The sequence below is a fragment of the Caulobacter segnis ATCC 21756 genome, assembly GCF_000092285.1.
GTDB classification, from domain to species: Bacteria; Pseudomonadota; Alphaproteobacteria; order Caulobacterales; family Caulobacteraceae; genus Caulobacter; species Caulobacter segnis.
The window spans coordinates 3,001,989-3,018,664 of sequence record NC_014100.1 but is presented as its reverse complement, the minus strand read 5'-3'; the positions used below and the strand labels follow the sequence as shown (position 1 = coordinate 3,018,664).

General features: G+C 66.8%; 11 protein-coding genes and 1 pseudogene. 4 read left to right on the top strand and 8 right to left on the bottom strand.

Annotated elements, in window-relative coordinates:
- Window positions 1-92 precede the first annotated feature (92 nt).
- The 4 genes and pseudogenes from CSEG_RS13810 to CSEG_RS13795 all read right to left on the bottom strand — a co-directional run bounded on the left by CSEG_RS13810 (window position 93) and on the right by CSEG_RS13795 (window position 6,115).
- A complete protein-coding gene (locus CSEG_RS13810) occupies window positions 93-611 on the bottom strand; it encodes a DUF6702 family protein (RefSeq protein WP_013079857.1) in 519 nt (172 codons plus the stop codon).
- Window positions 608-3,035, bottom strand: a pseudogene (locus tag CSEG_RS13805) (M1 family metallopeptidase). Before CSEG_RS13805 ends, CSEG_RS13810 begins: the two are co-directional and overlap by 4 nt.
- Before the next feature lie 86 nt (window positions 3,036-3,121).
- A complete protein-coding gene (locus tag CSEG_RS13800; protein ID WP_013079856.1) occupies window positions 3,122-5,119 on the bottom strand; it encodes a TonB-dependent receptor in 1,998 nt (665 codons plus the stop codon).
- Between the two features lie 48 nt (window positions 5,120-5,167).
- Window positions 5,168-6,115, bottom strand: a complete 948-nt coding sequence (locus CSEG_RS13795; protein WP_013079855.1) for a UDP-glucuronic acid decarboxylase family protein — start codon at window positions 6,113-6,115, stop codon at window positions 5,168-5,170.
- A gap of 188 nt (window positions 6,116-6,303) precedes the next feature.
- On the opposite strand from CSEG_RS13795, the gene CSEG_RS13790 reads away from it, so the two are divergent.
- The 4 genes from CSEG_RS13790 to CSEG_RS13775 are packed head-to-tail and all read left to right on the top strand — an operon-like array spanning window position 6,304 to window position 9,749.
- Window positions 6,304-7,233, top strand: a complete 930-nt coding sequence (locus CSEG_RS13790) for an ABC transporter ATP-binding protein (RefSeq protein WP_013079854.1) — start codon at window positions 6,304-6,306, stop codon at window positions 7,231-7,233.
- A gap of 10 nt (window positions 7,234-7,243) precedes the next feature.
- The gene (locus tag CSEG_RS13785) at window positions 7,244-7,981 is read left to right on the top strand and encodes an ABC transporter permease (protein WP_053463824.1); all 738 of its coding nucleotides are present in this window, start codon (window positions 7,244-7,246) and stop codon (window positions 7,979-7,981) included.
- A gap of 2 nt (window positions 7,982-7,983) precedes the next feature.
- Window positions 7,984-9,147 (top strand): sensor histidine kinase, encoded by a 1,164-nt coding sequence (locus tag CSEG_RS13780; protein WP_013079852.1) that lies wholly within the window; start codon window positions 7,984-7,986, stop codon window positions 9,145-9,147.
- Window positions 9,144-9,749 carry a response regulator transcription factor gene (locus CSEG_RS13775; RefSeq protein WP_013079851.1) on the top strand — a complete coding sequence of 202 codons (606 nt, stop codon included), beginning with the start codon at window positions 9,144-9,146 and terminating at the stop codon, window positions 9,747-9,749. The genes CSEG_RS13780 and CSEG_RS13775 overlap by 4 nt, the downstream gene beginning before the upstream one ends.
- Window positions 9,750-9,753: 4 nt before the next feature.
- Here CSEG_RS13775 and CSEG_RS13770 read toward each other — a convergent pair whose 3' ends face one another.
- The 4 genes from CSEG_RS13770 to CSEG_RS13755 all read right to left on the bottom strand — a co-directional run bounded on the left by CSEG_RS13770 (window position 9,754) and on the right by CSEG_RS13755 (window position 16,669).
- A complete protein-coding gene (locus CSEG_RS13770) occupies window positions 9,754-11,325 on the bottom strand; it encodes an MFS transporter (RefSeq protein WP_013079850.1) in 1,572 nt (523 codons plus the stop codon).
- Window positions 11,326-11,418: 93 nt separating this feature from the next.
- On the bottom strand, window positions 11,419-12,528 hold the full coding sequence (bglB, locus tag CSEG_RS13765) for a beta-galactosidase BglB (RefSeq protein ID WP_013079849.1): 1,110 nt from the start codon (window positions 12,526-12,528) through the stop codon (window positions 11,419-11,421).
- Between the two features lie 38 nt (window positions 12,529-12,566).
- Window positions 12,567-16,331 (bottom strand): beta-galactosidase, encoded by a 3,765-nt coding sequence (locus CSEG_RS13760; protein WP_013079848.1) that lies wholly within the window; start codon window positions 16,329-16,331, stop codon window positions 12,567-12,569.
- A gap of 2 nt (window positions 16,332-16,333) precedes the next feature.
- Window positions 16,334-16,669 (bottom strand): L-rhamnose mutarotase, encoded by a 336-nt coding sequence (locus CSEG_RS13755; protein ID WP_013079847.1) that lies wholly within the window; start codon window positions 16,667-16,669, stop codon window positions 16,334-16,336.
- Window positions 16,670-16,676: the final 7 nt, after the last annotated feature.

Here is a 16,676-nt window from a genome sequence, read left to right as displayed (position 1 = left end):
GGTCTCCTCTGTTGCGGAGACCCTGCCAGGGCGACTCAAAGCGTTGCAGTGCCTGGGGTCACGCGTCCGAGGTGACGTTTGTCATGTCCCGCTCAGGGCGCGACCGCATCCAGAGTCTGAGGCGCGGCGGCGTCCGCCCCATTGAAGATCAGGCTGCGCGTGACACCGAGTCGGCGGATGTTCACCTGGTTGACCTGATCGCCGTAGACATCGGCGAACATGGCGGCTCGCACGGCGATCTCTTCCGAGACAGCGGCGGGAGCAATCTTGCCGACGTACTCTAGGCGCACTTCGTCGGCGCCGAGAGTCATGTCCTTGAGCGTGAGCGCGATGGGCGCTCCGGCCGCGGCCACCGTGAAATGCGTGGCCATGTAGCCCTTCAGCGCTTCGATCGCGTCCGGATCGTCGAGGCTGGCCTGGGCCTCGGGCGCGATCATGGCCAGCGCCGGCTCGGCGTCATGGGCCGGGATACGATGACTCACGGTGACGGCGCCGGTCTTGCCATCAATCTCCACGACGCTCAGCGCGCCGTGGCCGCGATGCGCGGCCGCCGGAAGCGGGGCGAGCACGAGGCTCGCCACCGCCAGGAGAGCGACCGCGCGCCGGTTCACTTGGAGCCTTCGTCCTTCTTGGGCTCGGCGTTCGGCAGAGTGGCCAAGCTGTCCGGTTCGACCTTCATGTTGGCGTCCTTCATCCGGTTGGAGCCTTCCGGCGGCTTCGCGATCTTCAAGGTGGTCGGGACGATCGCGCCTTCGTAGACGTTGTTGCCGCGATCGGCGTCGGCCGTTTCCCACAGCGGATCGAGCTGGGCGCCCTTCAGCTGCTTGGTCGAGACGTACTGCCAGGTGACCTGCTTGGAGTTCTTGCGCCAAATCTCGGCGGGAATGCGAACCATCTCCGAGGAGCCGTCGGCGAAGTCCATCTTCAGGATCACCGGCATCACCAGCCCGCCGATGTTGCGGAAGGTGAAGCGATAGAGGTTGTCCTTGAAGTCCTGGGCGGCCTGTTCTTCCGGCGTCAGATCCTCGCGCGCCGACTTGGCCTTCTTACGGGCGCTGTCGAACACCGAGAACTCGTCGTTCGCATTGTAGAAGTCGCGCGTCTTGGGATCGAGTTCGACGACCGTCGGGGCCTTGTTGTTCGCGGCGGTGCGCGATTCCGGCTCCTTGGCGCGCTCGGCCTTGCGGCTGGCGGCCTCGACATCGGGGGATCGCCGCTGTCGAGACGAGCCTGGACGATCTTGTCCAGCGCGATGTCGACGTGATCGGTCGAGTAGAACCAGCCGCGCCAGAACCAGTCGAGATCGACGCCCGACGACTCCTCCATCGTGCGGAAGAAGTCATACGGGGTCGGGTGCTTGAACCGCCAGCGGTTCGAGTACTCCTTGAAGGCGCGATCGAAGAGTTCGCGGCCCATGACCGTCTCGCGCAGGATGACCAGCGCGGTGGCCGGCTTGGAGTAGCCGTTCGGGCCGAACTGGATCACCGAGTCCGACTGGGTCATCAGCGGCACCTGGTCCTGGCTGACCATGTACTCGACGATGTCCTTGGGCTCGCCGCGACGCGCCGGGAACTTCTTGTCCCACTGCACCTCGGCCTGGAACTCGAGGAAGCTGTTGAGGCCCTCGTCCATCCAGGTCCACTGACGCTCGTCGGAATTGACGATCATCGGGAAGTAGTTGTGGCCCACCTCGTGGATCACGACGCCGATCAGGCCGTACTTGGCGCGCTCGGTGTAGGTGAGGGCGCCCGTCTTCTTGTCCTTCACCGGCCGCGGGCCGTTGAAGGAGATCATCGGATACTCCATGCCGCCGACCGGGCCGTTGACCGACTGAGCCACCGGATAGGGATAGGCGAAGGTGAAGTCCGAATAGACCTTCAGGGTGTGGGCGATCGACTTCGTCGAGTAGGCGTCCCACAGGGGGCGGGCTTCCTTCGGGAAGAAGGACATGGCCATCACCACCGGGTGCTCGGCCTTGGCGTCTTCCTGCTTCACGCCCAGGGCGTCCCACACGAACTTGCGCGAGCTGGCCCAGCCGAAGTCGCGGACGTTGCTGGCCTGGAAGACCCAGGTCTTCTCGGTCTTGGCCTTGCCCTTTTCGGCGGCCAGCGCCTCTTCCGGAGTGACAACATAAACCGGCTCGCTGGCGGTGCGGGCCTTGGCCAGGCGGTCACGTTGGGCCGGCGAGAGCACCGCGGCGGGGTTCTGCAGCACGCCGGTGGCCGAGACCACGTGGTCGGACGGCACGGTCAGGGCCACCCGGTAGTCGCCGAACTCGAGCGTGAATTCGCCCGAGCCCAGGAAGGCCTTGTTGTGCCAGCCTTCGTAGTCGGAATAGACGGCCAGGCGGGGGAACCACTGCGCGCCTTCGTAGATGCAGTTGCCGTCTTCGCCCTTGCCGGTGAAGCATTCGTAGCCGCTGCGGCCACCGACCACCTTGTTCTCGACCATGGGCAGCGACCACTCGATCGTGAACTTGGTCTCTCCGCCATTGCCGCGCACGGCGGCCGGCAGGTCGACGCGCAGCAGCGTGTCGACCACGGTGAACTTCAGCGGACGGCCCGAGGCGTCCTTCACCGACGTGATGGTGAAGCCGCCTTCCCACTCCTTGAGGCGCTGAAGCCGCCGAACCTGACCCAGGCTCACCGAGTCGCCAGAGACCGTCTCGGTCATCTTGCTGATCGAGTCGCGCTTATAGTCCTGGTCCAGCAACAGCCACAGATAGGGCAGGCTGTCGGGCGAGTTGTTGCGGTAGGTGATCGTCTCGCGGCCGGTCAGCGTCTTGGTGTCTTCGTTCAGGCGCACGGCGACGTCGTAGTCGACCTTCTGCTGCCAGTAGCGATAGCCCGGCGCGCCCGCGCGGCGTTGCGGTAGTCGGTCGGGGTCGGCCAATCCTCCCCTTCCAGCTGGCGGAACTTGTCGTCGAACGGCGCCTTGGTCTGCTTGATGGCGTCGGCGTGAGCAACAGAAACGGCGAGCGCGGCCGCGATGACGCCGGCCACGGCGTAACGAATAGAACCCTTGGACAAGTTCAGCCCCTCAATTCAGAACCCTGATAAACCCCAGCGACACCTTGGCCAGGACAGCGGGGGAAATCATCCCTTTTTTCCGTCCGGTTGCGTCAGAAATTGATCTTGATCCCGGCGCGCACAGCCCGGGGCTCGACGGGGTGGAAATGGGTGTCTTCGACTCCCTCGGTCGGCTCGCCCGGAAGTCTCGAGGCATAAAGGTAGGCGATGTCGTCGCGCTTGCTGTCGGTCAGGTTCAGCACCTCGACCATCAGGCTGGCGCGGCCCAGGTCCTGGACGAAGAGGGCGTTGACCAGGCTGGTCGGACGCGACCGGACCGAATTGTCCTCGACCAGGGGCGCGCCGCCCAGGCGGCGATAGGTCAGCGAGAGCGTCGAGCCCTTGATCGGCGTCCAGTTGGCGCCGGCGCTCAGCACAGAGCCGACGGCGTTGGGGATGCGGTCGCCTTCAGGCGGATCGCCAGTGAACCGGGCGTGGGTGGTCGCGTAGGAGCCCGTCAGGCTCAGGCGAGGGGTCGGTCGCCAGTCCGCCAGCAGCTCGACGCCTCGCCGACGGGTCGCGCCGCTGGCCTCGGTGAAACCGGCGTCGCCGACATAGACGAGCTCCGAATCCACCCGGAGCGCCCATGCGGCGGCGGTGACGGTGAGGTCGCCGCGCTTCCAGCGCAGGCCCAGCTCCGCCCCGTCGGTGGGTGACAACAGCGGCGCACGCTCGGCGGGATCGCCGGTGACCGGATCGACCGTGATCACCGCGCCGCGCGCGTCGTTCGAGTGGAAGCCTCGCCCAGCATCGGCATAGAGCTCGAAGGTCTTCGAGACGCGCCACGCCAGGGCCAGTTTCGGGCTGAGCTGCAGGTCGCTGACCGTTCCGGCGTTGCGAGGATCGCCTGCGTCGACGTCCGCGCCCATGGCGTCGGCGCGCAGACCGAAAGTCGCGTCCACCTTGCCAAGGCGCCTGGACGCCTCACCCCACAGAGCCGTCGACCACTCCGTCAGAGCGTCCTGGCGAACCGTCGCGCGCCGGGCGCGGGCGGTGGTGCGGTAGAGGCCGACCTTGCCGATGTCGTCCACGCGCGCCGAGGCGCCCGTACGGGCGCTCCAACCGTCGCCCAGGCTCCACCGCTTGACCAGCGAACCGCCGTAGATCCAACGGCGATCCACCTGCTCGAACTGATCGCCGTTGACGGGATCGTCCAGGAAGTAGGTGAAGTTCGAATAGAGATCGAGCGTGTAGCGCTGCACATACGCGACCGCGTCCAGACCCCGTAGCAGGTCCCGACGGCGCGCCGACAGCATGTAGCGCGCCGTGTTTCCCCCGTCCGTCGCATCGACGGTGTCCAGGCGATCCAAGGCGCCGGACTCGACCGCGCGGCGCGGGATCTGGTCCGTGGCGTTCCACTTGGCGTCGTAGGCGAGGGCGGTGATCGACCAGCCGCCCGCCAGCGCGCGGCCCAGCAGATTGATCTTCCGAAGGTCCTCGGGACGGGTCCACGCGCCGCGCGCGCTGGAAAGATCGGCCGCGACCAGCAGGTTGTCGGTCAGCGCCTTCGAGCCCACCGCGCGATAGTAGTCGTTCTCGCCCGCCCAGGCCTGGAGTCCGTCTCCGTGCAGGTGATCGGCGGTCTCGAAGGCGACGGCGCCGGCCGTGGCGAAGTCGCCGTTCTCGGCGGAATACGGGCCCTTCTTGAAGCCGATGTCGTGCACGAACTCCGGCGTCAGCAGGTTCAGGTCCAGATAGCCCTGGCCATGGCCGTGCGAGGGCAGGTTCAGGGGCACGCCGTCCAGAGAGGCGGCCAGGTCCGTGCCGTGGTCCAGGTTGAAGCCGCGCAGGAAGTACTGGTTGGCCTTGCCCGCGCCTGAATGCTGGGTCGCGGCCAAGCCTGGCACAGCCTCGATCAGTTCGCCCGGGCGGAGCAGAGGACGGACCGCGAAGTCGGCATAGGCGATGCGCCCCTCGCTGGCCGAGGTTGCGCGTCCCAGATCGTTGGCTCGTCGGCCCCAGACCGAGATCGCCTCGACTTCCTGGCCTTGAGCGAAGGCTGGGACGGATGTGGCCAGCAAGAGGGCCAGCAGGGAAACGTTACGCGCCATGACCGGCTGTTACTGGCGCGCCTCGATTGGAGCAAGGCTTGGCCGAGATCACGCCGCCTTAAGCAGGCCGTCGAAGTATTCGATCGTCTTCATCAGGCCGACCTTCAGTGGCGCTGTGGGCGTCCAATCCAGATGCTGCTTGGCCAGCGTGATGTCGGGTTGGCGCTGGCGCGGGTCGTCGGAGGGCAGGGGGCGATGGACCAGCGCCGACTTGCTGCCTGTGAGTTCGAGGACCAGTTCGGCCAGCTGCTTCATCGTGAACTCGACCGGATTGCCGAGATTGATCGGGCCCGTGACGTCGTCACCCGTGTTCATCAGCCGGATCAGGCCATCCACCAGATCGTCGACATAGCAGAACGACCGCGTCTGGGTTCCGTCGCCGTAAAGGGTGATGTCCTCGCCCTTCAGAGCCTGGACGATGAAGTTGGACACCACGCGCCCGTCGTTCGGATGCATGCGCGGGCCATAGGTGTTGAAGATCCTGGCGACCTTGATGCGCAGCTTGTGCTGGCGCCAGTAGTCGAAAAACAGGGTCTCGGCGCAGCGCTTGCCCTCGTCGTAGCACGAGCGGATGCCGATCGGATTTACGTTGCCCCAATAGCTCTCGACCTGGGGATGGATGGTCGGGTCGCCATACACCTCGGAGGTGGACGCCTGGAGGATCTTGGCCTTCACCCGCTTGGCCAGACCCAGCATGTTGATGGCGCCGTGGACGCTGGTCTTGGTCGTCTGCACGGGGTCGAACTGGTAGTGCACCGGGCTCGCCGGGCAGGCCAGATTGTAGATCTGATCGACCTCGACATAGAGCGGCATGGTCACGTCGTGACGGAGCAACTCGAAGCGCGGATTCGACAGGTTCTGCGCCACGTTCAGGCGCGAGCCGGTGTAGTAGTTGTCGACGCAAAGCACCTCGGCGCCGCTTTCGAGTAGCCGGTCGCACAGGTGCGATCCGACGAAGCCCGCGCCCCCCGTCACGAGAATTCTCTGCGTATGCATCGCGCGATCGGCCTCCCCGGGGACTCACGTCGATTCCGGTTGTAACGCGCCGCAAGTCGCGTCTCCAAGGCCGGGTTTCGTGAAGAGTTCCACGAGGTGACGTTTGTCATGTCGGCTCGGTGACGGGCGGCACTGATGTGCGGCGCATCGTCAGCGCATGGTGGTCTCGACAACGAGGGGAGCCCGTCATGTCAGCGAACCTATCCCAAACACCCGTTGGCCTCTTGAGCCAAGTCACCAAGCGTCGGGGCTCGACCCAGGCGCTGGACGGCCTGGACCTGATCATCCGCCCGGGCCAGTGCGTGGCCCTGCTGGGACCGAACGGCGCGGGCAAGAGCACCAGCGTCGCTCTGCTCACCGGCCGTCTGAGCCCCGACGCCGGCCAGGTCCGCCTGTTTGGCGGTGATCCCCGCGATCTGGCGACGCGCGGCCGGATGGGTGTGATGCTTCAGGAGACGGGTCTGCCGCGCACCCTGACGGTCCGCGAGCAGGTGGATCTCTTCCGCAGCTATTATCGTCAGCCCCGGTCGCTGGACGAGACCCTCCAGTTGGCGGGCCTCGAAGGCCTGGAGCGGCGTCGCTGCGGCGCGCTGTCCGGTGGTCAGCAGCGTCGGGTCCAATTCGCGATCGCAATCGCCGGTCGTCCCGATTTCCTGGTTCTGGACGAGCCGACGACGGGCATGGATATCGACGCGCGTCGGGGTTTGTGGTCGGCGGTCCGCGCCGAGATCGCCCGCGGGGCGGCGGTGCTTCTGACGACCCATCACCTGGACGAAGCAGAGGCCTTGGCCGACCGCATCGTCGTCATCGACCATGGCCGCGTCATCGCCGACGGGACGCCGGAGGCGATCAAGAGCCAGGTCTCGGCCGTCGCCATTCGCTGCCGCACGCGCCTCGGCGACGCGGACCTTTCCAGCTTGGCTCGCGTCACGAGCGTCAGCCGCGACGGCGGTCGCGTCACCCTGCTCACCACCTCCGCCTCCGCCACCCTGCGCGAGCTGTTAGCCCGCGACGAAACCATCGATGATCTGACCGTCGCCGGCGCCTCCCTGGAGGACGCCGTCACCCGTCTCGTCCGAGCTGGTTCGCCGGCCCAACGCCAAACCGAGGTCGCCTAAGATGTCCGCTCTGCACACCCTGGCCATCTATGGCCGTGAAGCGCGCGCCCAGATCCTGTCGACGGTGCGCACGCCCCAGTTCGTCATCCCGAGCGTGGCGCTACCGCTGCTGTTCTATGGCGTGATGGGGCTTGGCCTCAGCAAGGGGCGCGAGGAAGTCGCGCACTTCATGCTGGCCAACTATGTGATCTTCGCCGCCATCGCGCCCGCCATGTTCGGCTTTGGCGCGGCCGTCGCCGCCGAGCGCGAGGCCAAGATGATCGAGCTCAAGCAGATCGCGCCGTTGCCCGCGGGCGGCTATCTGGTCGGACGGCTGGCGGCGGCCCTCGCGCTGATCGCGGCTTCGGTCTTGCTGCTCGGCGGCCTGGCCTGGTTCGGAGGCGTGCGAATGGACGCTTGGCGGTGGGCGGCGACCCTGGGCCTTGGGCTGGTCTCGACGATCCCATTCGCCATGATCGGCCTGAACATCGGTCTGCGCATGGGCTCGCAAGGCGCGACGGCCTTGGCCAACCTTGTCTTCCTGGCGTTCTCCCTGTTCGGCGGTCTTTGGATCCCGCTCAGCGCCATGCCTGAATGGTTCGGAGATATCGCCCAGGCGACGCCGTCCTATCACCTGGGGCGACTGTCGCAGATGCTGTCAGGCATGCAGCCTCTGGCGAATGTGGAGCAGCACGTGACGATCCTGGTCGCCATGACCCTGGCCGCGGTCTTCGGCGCCTGGATCGCCTGGCGTCGCCGGGCGGCTTGACCATGGGCTCCCGGGCGCGCGACACCGATCGGATGAACAAGGATCCGTCGACCTCGCCTGAAGGCGCGAGCGAGCGCCACGCCGGGGCGCTGACCTCCCCGGGGCGCGCCTTTCAGGCTCGCTGGCACCTGATCTGGCTGATCTACGTTCCCTTCTACTTCATCAGCTGGCTCTACCGAAAGCCGGGCCCGGTTGAGTTGGTCGCCTCCCTGGCCGGCGCCGCCTTCTTCCTTCTCCTGTTCTGGACCATCTGGCGCCAACGCGGTCGCCCGATGCTCTGGCAGGTGATCGTGATCTTCTGCCTCGGTCTGGCGCTGTCGCCGTTCAACGTCGGCTGGAGCGTTTACACGATCTACGCCATGTCCTTCGCCGCCCGGATGACCCCGCGGCGGATGGCGATCCGGACGATGATCGTCCTTGAGGTCGCGTTGCTTGCGCTCGGGCCCCTGCTGCAAGCCCACGGCATGTCGGCCTGGGTTTCGGGTCTGCTCTTTGGCGCCGTCGTGGGCTTCGCCGGCCTCATGCAGAGCGACATGGAGCGCAAGAACCAGGAGCTCGCCATCGCTCACGAGGAGGTCCGGGCCTTGGCCACGACCGCCGAACGCGAGCGGATATCGCGCGACCTGCATGACCTTCTGGGTCACACCCTGACCCTTGTCGCCGTCAAGGCCGAGCTGGCCGCGCGGTTGGTCAGCCGCGACGCCGAAGCCGCCGAGCGCGAGATGCAGGCGGTGGCCGCCGCCGCGCGCGAGGCTCTGGGCGAGGTGCGGACGGCGGTCGTCGGCATGCGCGGCGCGTCTTTGGCCTTCGAGCTGGACAAGGCCCGCCAGGCCTTGGCCGCCGCCAACGTCCAGGCCGAGATCTCAGCCCTGACCACCGACGGTCATCCCGCCCAGGAGGCGGTGCTGGCCATGGCGCTGCGCGAAGCCGTCACCAATGTGATCCGCCATGCCGGCGCCCGTCGATGCGAGATCCGGCTGGAGCCTACCGCGTCCTCGCTCGTGCTCACCGTCGCCGACGATGGGGTGGGCGGCAAGATTGCGGAGGGCTCTGGCCTAAAGGGCATGCGCGCGCGGCTGGCGGCCATCGGGGGCGGCCTCAAGATTCAATCCGACAAGCACGGCGCCCGCCTCGTCGCCACCGCTCCCCTGAAGGCTGCTCCATGATCCGTGTCGTCATCGCCGAAGACCAGAAGATGGTGCTTGGCGCGCTGAGCGCCCTGCTCGAGATGGAGGGGGACATCCAGGTCGTGGGCCGCGCCGCGGATGGCGAACAGGCGATGACCCTGGTCCAGGCCGAAAAGCCAGACGTTCTGATCTCGGACATCGAGATGCCGGGCATGACAGGGATCGACGTCGCGACGCGGCTGAAGGCCGAGGGCGCCGGCACGCGGGTGCTGATTGTCACGACCTTCGGCAGGCCCGGCTATCTGCGGCGGGCGCTGGACGCGGGCGTGAAAGGCTATCTGCTGAAGGACGGTCCGAGCAGCGTGCTGGCGGCCGCGGTCCGCACCGTCGCCGCGGGCGGCCGGGCCATCGCGCCAGAACTGTCGGAAGCGATCTGGGACGCCGAGCCCGATCCGTTGACCGACCGCGAGCGCGAGATCCTGCGCTTGGCGGAGGAGGGGCGGTCGAACAAGGACATCGCCGAGGTGCTCGAGCTCTCGCCGGGCACCGTCCGAAACTATCTCTCAGAGGCGGCCCAGAAGCTGGGCGCGGCCAACCGGGTGGAGGCGGGCCGGATCGCCCGCTCCAATGGTTGGCTTTAGCGCGCTAGCCTCGGCCCCAGAGCCGTTCCCACTTCCAACCGGTCAGGTCCTCGACGATCTGCCTGGACTCGGGCGTCTCGGCTTCGGTGGCGCCGGCGCGCAGGCGCTCGACTTCGTGGACCAGAACCTCGTGCGTGCGGGCGTTCAGGCGGAAGCGCCAGGAGATGAGCATGCCGGCGATCATCACCAGCAGCGGACCGCCGACCATGACCAGGACGAGGGCCTGGATGGCTTCCGGCGTCTGCTGGGCGAGCGGCTGGCCCTTGGGAGCCGAGACGAAGCCCCCCATGCCGATCAGGCTGGTGGTCAGCAGGATCGCGCCGGACTGGGCGACCTTGCGGGTCAGGGTCATGACGCCGGCGAAGATGCCCTCGCGGCGCTGGCCGGTGACCGCCTCGTCGACGTCGGGCAGGTAGTTGTAAACGCCCCACGGGACGAAGTTCAGCGTGCCGCGGCCTAGCCCCGCCAGGATGATCGGGACAAACAGCCAGAACAGCACCGCCGGGCTCGAGGCCAGGTTGAAGATGTTGCCGTTGAGGGCCGCGACGCCCTCGGCGAAGCCCGGCGGACGGATCAGGTAGAAGGCCAGGAACAGCAGCAGGGCCGCGCCGACGCTGGTGATGGCCATGCGATAGGCGACCACCGGACCGGTGCGGATGATGACCCGGATGGCGATCATCACCGAGATCAGCTGGGCGACGTACATGGTCGTCATTAGCTGCGAGATGATCAGGGTCGAACCGACCATCACCGTCGCCACGAATAGCGGGAAGGCGGTGTTGAAGATGTCCTGGCTGATGTAGCCGCCCAGATACAGCGACAGGTGCTGGCGGAAGGCCTTGATCTTCAGGGTCGAAAACAGGTCGCGGAACATGTTGACCGGGATCAGCGCCGCCTTGCCCCAGTCCATCGGCTCGGGCTGGATCAGCTTCTCGTCCTTGGTGTAGGGGCGCTCCCACGACAGCAGGATCACCAGGGTCACGACCAGGCTGAACAGCACCCCGAAGATGGCGGCCATGATCAGGAAGGTGTTCGGCGAGTCCTTGCCGCCGAAGTGGTTGATGATCAGGGTCGGCAGGTACGAGGCCAGGATCGCCGAGCTCTGGGCCACCAGCATGCGCGCGCCGGCGAACTTGGCCTTCTCCTTGTAGTCCTTGGTCATCTCCGCCGCGAGGGTCTCCCACGGGATCAGGAACATCGTGTAGACGAACTCGAAGAAGATGAAGGTCGTCAGGTAGTAGGCGAAGGTCTGGCCCGTCACGAAGATCAGGGCGAAGGCCGGCAGCAGCGGGATGGTCAGGATCAGGAAGATCTTCCGCCGCCCGATCTTCCGCCCCACCCAGGTGTGACGGAGGTTGTCGGAGATGTAGCCGATCAGCGGACACGTGATCGCTTCCAGCAGGCGCGGCAGGCCCAGGATCAGACCTGTCTCGACCGGCGAGAGCCCGCAGAATGTGATGAAGAAATAGGCCAGCCAGCCGGTGATCACCGCCTGGGCGCCAGCGCCGAGCATGTCGCCTGAACCCCAGCCCCAGTAGTTGATCCAAGTGGGCTTGCGCGCGTCCGAACTGGCCATGTGCTTCCGTTCCCGGTTCCGGGGTCTTACCGCCCCATCCGGTCCGACCGCGAAGGGGGCCGGACCGGTAATCGATACAAAGGCTCGAGAGCCCTAGATGAAGGCGCGCTGGAACTCGCCCAGCGCCAGCATGGCCAGCGACTGGCCATAGGGCATCGAGGTCAGCGGGATGTCCTTGTAGCCCTGGAGGGTGTCGAACACCGGCGTGCCGAACGAGACCTGCTGAAGCTCGCCCTTGTCGTCGATATTGGCCAGCACGCCCTTGATCGCGCGGATGGCGACGGCCTCGTATTCCTTGCCGATGTAGCGCTTACGCACGGCCTTCAGGATGCCGTAGGCGAAGCCGGCCGTGGCCGAGGCTTCGAGGTACGAGGTCTTGTCGTTGATGATCGTGTGCCACAGGCCCGTCTCCTGGTCCTGGAACTCGGTCAGCGCCTTGATCTGAGCTTCCAGCGCGTCGATCAAGAAGGCGCGCAGGCCGTCGCCGGGCTTCAGGTCCAGCAGCTCGATGAACTCGGGGATCGCGATGGTCACCCAGCAGTTCCCGCGCGCCCACAGGGCGTCGGCGAAGTTGTGGCGACCCAGGAACGTCCAGCCGTGGAACCACAGGCCGGTCTTGCGATCGGCCAGGTACTTGATGTGGACCATGAACTGGCGCTTGGCCTCCTCGACGAAGTCGGGGCGGTCGAGCAGCAGGCCGATCTTGGCTAGCGGCAGCACGCTCATCATCAGCGTGTCGTCCCACAGCTGCTGCGGGTTCTCGCTGTTGAAGACGATATGCTGGAAGCCGCCTTCCTCAGTGCGCGGGCCCTCGTACATGACGTAGTCGGCCCAGGTCTCGAGATAGGGGATGTAGGTGTGGTCGCCGGTGGCCTCGTAGAGATAGGCCAGGGTCAGGAACGGCGAGACCGTGTTGATGTTCTTGGTCGGCGTGCCGGCCTCGAAGCGGTCGGCGAACCACTGGGTCATGATGTCGAAGGCGCGCTCGTCGCCATGCATCTCGTACTGCTTCCACAGACCATAGAGGCCGACGCCGTGGGTCCATTCCCAGTCGTTCCAGCCCTTGGTGTCGATCACCCGGCCGTCGTCGAGGCGCAGCAGGAACTCGCCGGTCTCGTCGGTGATGTCGACAAGGTTGCTGATCAGGGCGGCGATCTTGGCCTTGATGTCCTTGGCCTCGAGGCCGTGGGCGAGATTGGGCACGGGTGTCTCCAGTGTCAGTCGGCGGGGGAGCGCCGGTCTTAGGGTTTGAAATCGGGCGCCGGGACGCGGGCGACGGGGACGCCGCCGCGCACCGCGCGCAGGTTGACGAGCTTGACGGATTCCAGCGCGTCGCCGGGCGCGCCGTCGCTGGTCACCGCCAGGGCGATGGTGTTCTTGCCGCGCGGATCGATGATGCCGGTCGGCAAGACGAAGGTCCGCTGCGGGCCGACATGGGCGATGAACTGCCCCATGTTCCAGCCGTTGACGAAGATCAGCACGCGATAGCGCTTGTTTGGCGAGCGGGGCTTGTCCGGATCGCCGATCGTCAGGCCCAGGCTCACGTCGTGATCCTTGGGCAGGGCGAGGTCGAAGCTCGTCCGATACCAGGTCGTGCCGGCGTAGGGCTGGGTGGCGGCCATGTCGGCCTTGGCCCAGGCCGTATCCGGGAAGCCGGGCAGGTGCCAGCCTTCGCGCTCGCCGAACTGGCCGCCATTGTTGAGCGAGCCGCGCACGGGATCGACGATGTCCTCGCCGCCCTTGTTCCCCTGGATCTTCCAGGCGATCGGCACGGCGAAGCTGTAGGTCCCGGGACCCGACAGCGAGGCCGAGACCAAGCCGCGCGCCTCCTTGTGGAAGTCGTCGGCGTCGAGATCCCAGTTGTGGCCGTTGTTGCGGACCATGACCGAGAGGACGTGCTCGCCCGTCCCGCGCAGCTCCGCGGGAATCTGGAAGGTCGCAACGCCGGTGGTGATCGGGCGCGGCAGGCCGCCGTCCAGCTCGTGCTGGCCCAGGAACTTGCCGTCCAGCCAGACCTGAAGCATCCCCGCGCCGCCGGCGCCATAGTGCAGGGTCAGGGTGTCGATGTCGGCGCGCCCCTGGTAGCGGCCGCGATACCAGACGTCGCCGTTGTGGAAGCCGTAGGTGCTCATGTCGAGCGCCGGCTGGCCGGTCGGGCCGCGCACGGTTGACGCGCTGCGGCGGCCCTCTGTCTTCATCCAGGCGCTGTCGTCGAACTTGGGATCGGCCTCGGGCGAGCCGGTGGCGGTCTTCCAATCGAGTTTGGCCAGATCGGGCAGGGTGACCGCAGCCGGGCCGGCCAGCGGCTTGTCGGCTAGCAGGCTGCCCGACGCGGTGGCTTTGGCCACGACCTTGGCGCCGTTCCAGTGAAGGGCGGTCGCGGCCTTGGGCGCGAAGACTTCCAGCGGACTGTCGGTCTCGGTGTCGCCGGTCAGGCTCAGGACGCCGCCCTTGATCGAAGCGCTCCGGACCAGGCCTGGGCCACGGACCAGCAGTCCATCGCGCCGCCAGAAGGTCTGGCCGGTCTCGGCGTCGGCCAACAGCAGGGTGAGGGGAGGACGGCCGCCGCCGGTGATCCGGACGCGGGCCAAGCCCTTGTGCGCGTAGGTCAGCCTCAGGTCGCCCTTGGCCGCGTCGAAGCTCGACGCCACGTCGCCTTCGATGATCTCGACCTTCGGCGCGCCGGCGTAGCGCAGCACCGTCTCGCCCGCCTCGCCGGCGCGGCCATAGAGGAGGGCCAGATCGCCCTCGTTCCACTTCAGGTGCGTCTGGATCTCGGAGGTCGAATAGACCAGCCGCTGGCCGCCAAGGTCATAGCTGGCCATCAGCAGCTTGCTGTCCTGGCCCTTGATCCGACTGGGGACCACGTATTCGCCGTCGCGAGTCTTCACCTTGAAGGTGAAGGCCTCGTCGCCCGTGGCGCTGCTGGGGTTGTGGACCACCACATAGAGGTGACTGCCCGTCTCGGCGTTGACGTTGTGATAGACGCGGACCTTGTCGTTCGAGGGGACGACCGCCTCGCCCTTGTCCATGCGGGTGAGGTCCGGGACGGCGGCGATGAACTCGCCCATCTGCTTCATCACCCGCGCCTTATCGCGCAGGCCGCGGGCCTCATCGATGGCCGAGCCGTAGTCGTAGGACGTGAACACCACCGGCGCTGGCAGCCAGCCCCAGCTGGTCCCGCCGTAGGTCATGTAGAAGCTCTGCAGGGTCAGGCCGTTGGCGATGTTCGTGCCGTAGAACACGCGCTGATAGCCGACGCCCCGGTGGAGGGCGGTGCAGTCGTAGTCGCCGTTGCTGCCCCAGTAGTCGAACCAGCCGCCGCCAAACTCCGCGAGGAATGCCGGCGTGTTCGGGCTGGCCGAAGCCCCGCCCTTAGCGCCGCCCGTGCCGTAGATCCCCCAGTCGGGCGCGACGCCGGGGCTGGAGGGCGTAGAGTCGACCTTGCAGTTTCCGCCCGGATAGCCGTCGAAGGCGTAGAGGTCGTTCGGCCCTTCGACCGTCCCCGGAACGTTGGAGCCCTTGGGGACCCAGTAGCCGTTGCGACCCTTGTCGTTGTGGAAGATCGGAACGGTGATCCCGTCCGCCTTGGCCTTGTCGGCCAGCCACTTCATGTAGCGCTGCTGCGGCGCGCCGACGACGTCCAGCTCGTTCTCGATCTGGTGGGCGATCACCGTGCCCTGGCCGGTGGTCAGTTGGTGGCGGGCGATGACGGCGTTGATCCGGGTCAGCCACTCGTCGGCGGCCGTGATGTATTCCGGCGCGTCGGTGCGGGCGCGGGCCTGCTGGTTGACCAGCCAGCCGGGGAAGCCGCCGCGCGTCAGCTCGGCGTTCACGTAGGGCCCCGCGCGGGTGATGACGTAGAGGCCCTCTTCCTTGGCCATGGTCAGCACGCGGTCCATGTCACGCACGCCCTGGAAGTCGTAGACCCCCTGCTTGGGCGAGTGATAGCCCCAGTCGAAATAGATCGCGACCGTGTTGTAGCCGCTGGCCTTCATCTTCTGGAGAATGTCGCGCCACAGGTCTGGGCTCGGCACGCGGAAGGGGTGGAACTCGCCGCCCCAAGAGAAGACTCGCTGGCCGTCGACCATCAGCGAGTACTTGTCCCAGGTGATCTTGTGGGCCTGCGCCGGCTTGGCCGCGACCGCCTTGTCGCCGCCCTCCTTCAGCACGGTGAAGTGACGGACCGTGCCCGAAAGCTCGGGCAACTCGGTCTTCGGCGTCCAGGTGCGGAAGCCGTCCTTGCTGTCCGAGAACCAATAGCGCTTGGACATGTACTCGTCGAAGTAGATCCGCCAGCCGCCGTCGGGCGTGCGGGCCATGGCGGGCCCTTCCAGGAAGCGGCCCCAGCCGGCCCAGTCGCTAGTCCCCTTCGGCTGCCAGGGGCCGTCCAGCGAGGGCGCGGTCCAAAGCTCGATGAACTTGCTGGTCTCGTTCTTGGCGAAGGCCTGGTAGAGGCTCCCCTCGCGCACCACGAAGGTGTCGATGAAGTTCGGACCCAGGCCCGCCAGGGGCTTCGGCGCGGTCCAATTGGCCAACGACGTGTCGGTCGCGGTGAGGCGATAGGGCTGGAACTGGCCGGCGACGCCCGTGGTCGAGACCGACAGGATCAGGCTCACCGATCCGTCCTCGTCGACGAACCATTCCGGCGCCCAGCTGTTGGTCGCGCCGGGAACCTCGACCTTCACGTCGCGCAGGAAGGTCCAGTCCGTCAGGTCCTTGCTACGGGCCAGGCCGATCGTGTCGCCCGACCAGCCGGTGGTGTAGGCGACATAGTACCAGCCGTCGGTGTGCTTCATCACGCTGGGATCGCGGATCAGCCCCTTGGGCGGCGTGTAGGCCAGCGGCTTCTTGAGGGAGAAGCGCGTCCCGTCCGCAGAGTCATACACGCTCATGTTCGACTGGCTGGCGTTGGTGAACGCCGTCATCGTGTAACGGACGGGCTCGGCCAGCGCGGAGCCCGCTAGCAGGATGGTCGTCAGGCCCAGGGCGGGGAGGGCGCGCATGCTCAACCCTCGAAGTAGAAGACGGGCTTTAGCGGCCATTCGACCGGCTTGTTGTCGGGATGGACCGCCATCAGATCGGCCATGTAGTCCCACCAGCGCTTCATCACCGGCTTCAGGGGCAGGGCGTCCTTGGTGTTGTCGGGGCGCAGGCGCAACACGGCGAAGAGGCTCATGGTCTCCTCGTCCAGGAAGATCGAATAGTCGTAGACGCCCGCTTCGCGCAGGGCTTCGGCGAGATCGGTCCAGAGTTCGTCATGGCGGCGCTCGTACTCGGCCGCGACGCCGGGCTTCAGCTGCATGCGGAAGGCGAGGGGGCGGCTTTCCGTGGTCGTGCTCATGTGGTCC

Coding starts and splice junctions, on each gene's coding strand:
- CSEG_RS13780 (WP_013079852.1), top strand. CDS start 7,984: ATGGGCTCCCGGGCGCGCGACACCGATCGGATGAACAAGGATCCGTCG.
- CSEG_RS13755 (WP_013079847.1), bottom strand. CDS start 16,669: ATGAGCACGACCACGGAAAGCCGCCCCCTCGCCTTCCGCATGCAGCTG.
- CSEG_RS13760 (WP_013079848.1), bottom strand. CDS start 16,331: ATGCGCGCCCTCCCCGCCCTGGGCCTGACGACCATCCTGCTAGCGGGC.
- CSEG_RS13795 (WP_013079855.1), bottom strand. CDS start 6,115: ATGCATACGCAGAGAATTCTCGTGACGGGGGGCGCGGGCTTCGTCGGA.
- CSEG_RS13800 (WP_013079856.1), bottom strand. CDS start 5,119: ATGGCGCGTAACGTTTCCCTGCTGGCCCTCTTGCTGGCCACATCCGTC.
- CSEG_RS13790 (WP_013079854.1), top strand. CDS start 6,304: ATGTCAGCGAACCTATCCCAAACACCCGTTGGCCTCTTGAGCCAAGTC.
- CSEG_RS13775 (WP_013079851.1), top strand. CDS start 9,144: ATGATCCGTGTCGTCATCGCCGAAGACCAGAAGATGGTGCTTGGCGCG.
- CSEG_RS13770 (WP_013079850.1), bottom strand. CDS start 11,325: ATGGCCAGTTCGGACGCGCGCAAGCCCACTTGGATCAACTACTGGGGC.